The following is a 4,862-nucleotide window of genomic DNA, read 5'->3' on the forward strand; positions in this document are numbered from 1 at the left end:
CCTCGACCGTCCAGGTGTGCGCGGGGTCAGCGGCGCCGCGGACGATGGTGGTCAGGGTGACACCGGGCTGGAGCGTCTCGGTGGTCCGGGTCTCCGCGAGGCCCCGAGGGCCGAGCGGCAGCCCGGGAGGGGGCCCGTCGGGGGACGCGGCCACCGGCTGTGCCGTGAGCGTGGCCGCCAGCAGCATCGTGCCCGCCCACACCGTCAGTCTCCTGATCGCCATGGGAGGGACTCAACCACCCGGCCCCTGCGGGCGGTAGTGCTCGCACCCGACGTTCACCCAGGCTTCGCCGGCCAGGAACCGCAGAGGTTCCCGGAACACCGCGTGGGCGCCGTCGAGGCCGACGAGGCGGGAGGACCTGTCCGACGGCCAGGCACCGTTGAGGGCCGGGAGTGGATCCCGGCAGCGCCGGCCGCACCGTGCCAGCTGCGATCCCATGCCGGTCCGGAGCGCTCATGTGCTCCGAGACTCGACGAGGAGACGACATGGCTGAGCCGAGTTGGCAGCTCATGCAAGGAGGCCGCCTGGTCGGGACGCCGGTCGAGGAAGCGATCTCTGCGCGGGGACTCGTTCTCGTGCCGGTTGACGGCGCGGCACCGGTCCACGGCGGGGCGGGTCTTCCTCACGTTCGTCGAGCCTGGCCGGCGTCTTGGGTTCACGTGCAGCATCGGACAGCGGATGCAGGCTTCTCCGCACGCGCGCTCGTGAGTTGGTCCAGTCAGGAGCGCCCGTGTCCGCGGTTGAGTTCGTGGTGGCCGCGGAAGTCGAAGAAGCGCAGGCCGTCGATCACCGCTCCCGACAGGATGTCCGGCAGGGTCCATGGGTGGGTGGTGTAGTCGTCGGTTGCCACGCCTCCGTTCTCGAGCAGCAGCGCGACCAGGTGGTGCACCTCCGCGGTGCCGTCGATCCGCCCGGAGATGTCGATCTGCACCGCCCAGGTGGGGTGATGTCCGACGGCCGCTTCGAGGATCGCCACATCCTGGGGATCCCAGTCGGAGAAGAGGCAGCCGGACTGCTCATCGTCGATGTCGATGGAGAGGTTGCCGTCCAAGGTCCACGGATTGCACTGCTCGGGCAGATGCCGATCGAGCGAGGCGACGGTCTCAGCTCGCTCACCCGCGGGAAACACGAAAACGGTGCGCATGGGTGGGAGGGTAGGCACTTCGGCTTCGTGGCGACCGTGGATTTCAGCGATGGTGCCGGTCCGTCGATGTAGTGGTGTGCGAGGGGCGATGTCGGCGAAGGCCGGCATGCGCCGTGCCTGGCAGTGCGAAACCCGTGACCCGGGAGCTGAAGGTTCCGTACCGTGTCGGTCATGCCGATGCCCGTCCTGTACTGCCGTGATGCGTTGAACCCGCGGCGCGTGGACCAACATTTCGTGCTGGAGGCCCGGGAGGTCCGCGCCTGTGGCGGGACAGTGGGGCTGATCGACCACGACGCCCTGTTGCGCGGCGAAGCGCAGCAGGCGGTTGCGCAGGTTCCGGCTGGGCTGGGAAGCGTCTGGTACCGAGGCTGGATGCTGCCCGGCGATCGATACGCCGCGTTGGCTGAGGCCCTTGGCGGACGTGGCACCGAGTTGCTCGTGACACCCCGGCAGTACCGCACCGCTCACGAACTGCCAGGTTGGTATGCGACGTTCGTCGACGTCTCGCCCGCGAGCGTGTGGCGTCCCACGAAGCCCGGTGAGGTGCTGACCGCCGACGACCTGGCTGCTCTCGCCGAGCCCCTGCCGCCAGGCCCGGGAATCGTGAAGGACTACGTCAAATCGCGCAAGCACGAGTGGGAGCAGGCGTGTTTCATTCCCGATCTCGCCGACGCCGTGGAACTGACGCGGGTCGCGCGGCGCTTCGTGGAGTTGCAGGAGGAGTTCCTGGCCGGCGGGATCGTTCTCCGCGCCTTCGAGACGTTCTCGCGGCTTGAGTCCGCCGCGGCTGAAGTGCGCGTCTGGTGGCTCGACGGTGAACCCAGGCTGCTGACGCCCCATCCGGACAGCCCGTTCGGGCGCGGGCTGGTGCCCGACCTTGATCATGTCGGACCTGCGGTGCGGCGCCTGGGATGCCGGTTCGTCACGACCGACATGGCCCTGCGTTCGGACGGGGTGTGGCGGGTCGTCGAAGTCGGGGACGGCCAAGTCAGTGATCTGCACCAGTCGATCGGCCGAGGCGAACTGGCCGCACTGCTGGTCGGGGCGGACGTGTACGGGCGGTTGTCCGGCGAGGAGGGGCAGCACCGCCTTCGGTGACCGCAGGCGACGAGCGTCGGCGCCTGCGGACGCACCGGTGGCCGTCCTGCCCGGCCGATCAGGCGGAAACGGCCTCCCGTGCCACTCCGCCCGCCAGTTCGCGCAGTTTCTCCCGGGTCTCCGCGTCGGTCGAGTACACGACGGTGCCGACCATGCCGCGGGTCAGCAGGACCTTGTAGGTGTTGCGGATCAGACGGTCCACGTCGGCGTCGGAGGTCGCCTTCCTGAAGACCGGGTCCTTGGAGGCGGTGCGGTCGGTGATCCAGCGGTCGCCGCGCCAGAGCAGGTCGGGACCGATGACGACGCCGGACCAGTCGTACTCGAAGCCCTGGGCGGTGTAGACGCAGCCGACCTGGCCGAAGCCCGCCGGGTCGGTGGCCCACAGCGCGGCCGGGGGCGCGCCGGAGACCGAGCGGTCGCCGCGCAGGTTCCAGGGGCGGGCCCAGTCCCCGATCACCACGTCGGCGGGCAGCGGGTCGCCCGGCCTGGGCTCCGGGGACCAGCGCCAGCAGTAGCCGGCGGACATGCGGGCCCCGTATCCCTGGGCCCGTCGGGCCTCCAGGAACTCCTCCATCTCCTGCGGGCTGTCGGCGACCAGCAGCCGCATCCGGCCGTCCGGCTCCCAGACGACCGGACCGCCCGGCTCCAGGCCGAGAAGCCGGACCACCCACCGCAGGTAGGCATCACTGCCGCCACACCGGAACTGGCTGTCCAACGGGACGACGTGGCACGGGATGTCCCGCTTCGCCGCCGCCTCCTTGATCTCGGCGACGGTGCCCATCTCTCCGGGCCGCACGACCTGGTGCTCGTCGAGGAAGAAGACGGGCACGTGGGCGACGTCGATGAGTTCGTCGATCTGCGCCCGGCCGGTGCGCTGCGCGGCGCGGGTGTAGCGGTTGGCCGAGGTCTCCCGGATGCGGTGGGCCTCGTCGCAGACCAGGGCGGCCAGACTGTTCTTCTCGGCCGTCATGAAGCTGTTGAAGTACTTGAAGAGGTCCTGGACCTCACGCTTGCGCGCTCCGGCGACCTTGCGCATCGTCTTCGTGAAGGACTGCGAACCGGTGGCGTGCAGCGCGGGGACGCCGCGTCGGTAGAGCTCGCCGAGGAGCTGGAGGGCGATCACGCTCTTGCCTGTGCCGGGGCCGCCGGTGACCACGACGACTTCCTTGCGGTCGGCGTGCTTGGCCTTCTCCACGGCGTTGAGCACCATGCGGTAGGCGACCTGCTGCTCGTCGAGGAGCACGAACTCCTTGCGCTCGCGCACCTCCGCGGCGGCCACGGACATCAGCTGCTTCGACGGCACGGTGGCGCCCGCGCAGAGTTCGTCCGCCGCCCGGGCGCCGGGGTGCCGGTCGCTCAGCCGCGCCCGGAGGTGGTCGAGGAACGCTCCGCGGCGTTCGGCGGTGAAGAGCAGTCCGTGACCGTCGCGCTCGATCTCACGGAGACCGGTCACACCGAACTCGGTGGCGTTGTGCAGGTACGCCACGCCGCTGATCCGGTCCGCGTGCTCGGCCACCGCGCCGTTGAAGTTGACGAGGTACTGGCAGTAGCGCCGCACCTGCTCGACGGGGTTGAGGACGGGATGGGCGTAGGCGTCGACACGACACAGGGTCGGGTCGTCCTCGACCGGGAACGCCTGGCTCCACTGCTTCAGTTCGACGACGACGTACGACGGCTCACCGGTGGCCGGGTGCACACCGGCGAGCACCGCGTCGGCGCGCTTGCTGTTCAGCGGCAGCGCGTACTCGAGCATGACCTCCACCTCGCCCAGGCCCGCTTCGTTGAGCGCGGCGGCCAGGACGGGGATGCTGCGCTCCCAGGAGCGTGCCTCCGAGGCGGAGGGGCGGTGGCCGTGGGCGTGGGCGAACTGGTCGGTGAGGTGCAGGAACAGCGAGCCGTCGAGTGCCATGGCGGCGACGGTCTTCGCGGAGGCGCGGAACAGCAAGGACTTCCCCCGGGCAGCACGAAATGACTCGTGCGGGTGGGGGCATGTCCTTCGAGACTCCGCCGGAGCGGAGCGGAAGCCCGTCGGGCCGCGTTGACGATGCGTCGAGAGTACCCGGCGGCGCCGACAGCCTCACGGGACCCTCCGGCCCCTCCGGACGCGACGCCGTCGCGCCAGGCACCCGGGCCGCCGCCGAACGGCGGTCATGCCGACCGAAGTTCACTCAGGGCGGCAACGGCCCAAAGTTCACCGGGGCTCCGGCGTCACGCCCTGCGGCGGTCGCCAGTCGGCGATGCCGTCGAAACCGCGGAGGAAGAAGGCCGGGCCGGTGCGGGAGACGGCGCTGATCGCGGCGTTGCGCAGGGCGGCGGCCGGACGGTTGGTGAGCATGGCGAGCCGAGCCGTACGGACCGCCTTGGCGACCAGTGCGGCGGTGCGGGGCAGCCGGGCGGCGGTGTAGGCGGGCAGGTCGTCGGCGTGGTGGGCGAGGACGACGGCGTCCTCGATCGCCTGGTTGCCGCCCTGCCCCAGGTTCGGCGGCATGGCGTGCGCCGCGTCGCCGACCAGGGCGACCCGGCCCCGGTGGTACGCGGGCAGCGCCGGGTGGACGTGGTGGACGTCGTGGCGCAGGACGTCCTCGGGGCGGACGGCGGCGAGGACGGACGGAACCGGTT

General features: G+C 70.9%; 4 protein-coding genes and 1 pseudogene. 1 reads left to right on the forward strand and 4 read right to left on the reverse strand.

What is annotated here, in order from left to right:
• Both HW445_RS18565 and HW445_RS18570 read right to left on the reverse strand, forming a co-directional pair.
• Positions 1-223, reverse strand: a pseudogene (locus HW445_RS18565) (sporulation domain-containing protein); the annotation flags it as partial.
• A gap of 496 nt (positions 224-719) precedes the next feature.
• Positions 720-1,145 carry a hypothetical protein gene (locus HW445_RS18570; RefSeq protein WP_180222119.1) on the reverse strand — a complete coding sequence of 142 codons (426 nt, stop codon included), beginning with the start codon at positions 1,143-1,145 and terminating at the stop codon, positions 720-722.
• 171 nt (positions 1,146-1,316) lie between these two features.
• Between HW445_RS18570 and HW445_RS18575 the strand changes: the two genes are divergently transcribed.
• A complete protein-coding gene (locus HW445_RS18575; RefSeq protein WP_180222120.1) occupies positions 1,317-2,243 on the forward strand; it encodes an ATP-grasp domain-containing protein in 927 nt (308 codons plus the stop codon).
• 58 nt (positions 2,244-2,301) lie between these two features.
• Here HW445_RS18575 and HW445_RS18580 read toward each other — a convergent pair whose 3' ends face one another.
• Both HW445_RS18580 and HW445_RS18585 read right to left on the reverse strand, forming a co-directional pair.
• The gene (locus HW445_RS18580) at positions 2,302-4,188 is read right to left on the reverse strand and encodes a DUF2075 domain-containing protein (protein ID WP_180222121.1); all 1,887 of its coding nucleotides are present in this window, start codon (positions 4,186-4,188) and stop codon (positions 2,302-2,304) included.
• A 246-nt stretch (positions 4,189-4,434) separates the two neighbouring features.
• Positions 4,435-4,862, reverse strand: a 428-nt coding sequence (locus HW445_RS18585; RefSeq protein WP_180222122.1) for an FAD-dependent monooxygenase, incomplete at its 5' end; no start/stop codon positions are given.

The organism is Streptomyces sp. UH6 (assembly GCF_013421635.1).
GTDB lineage: Bacteria > Actinomycetota > Actinomycetes > Streptomycetales > Streptomycetaceae > Streptomyces > Streptomyces abyssomicinicus.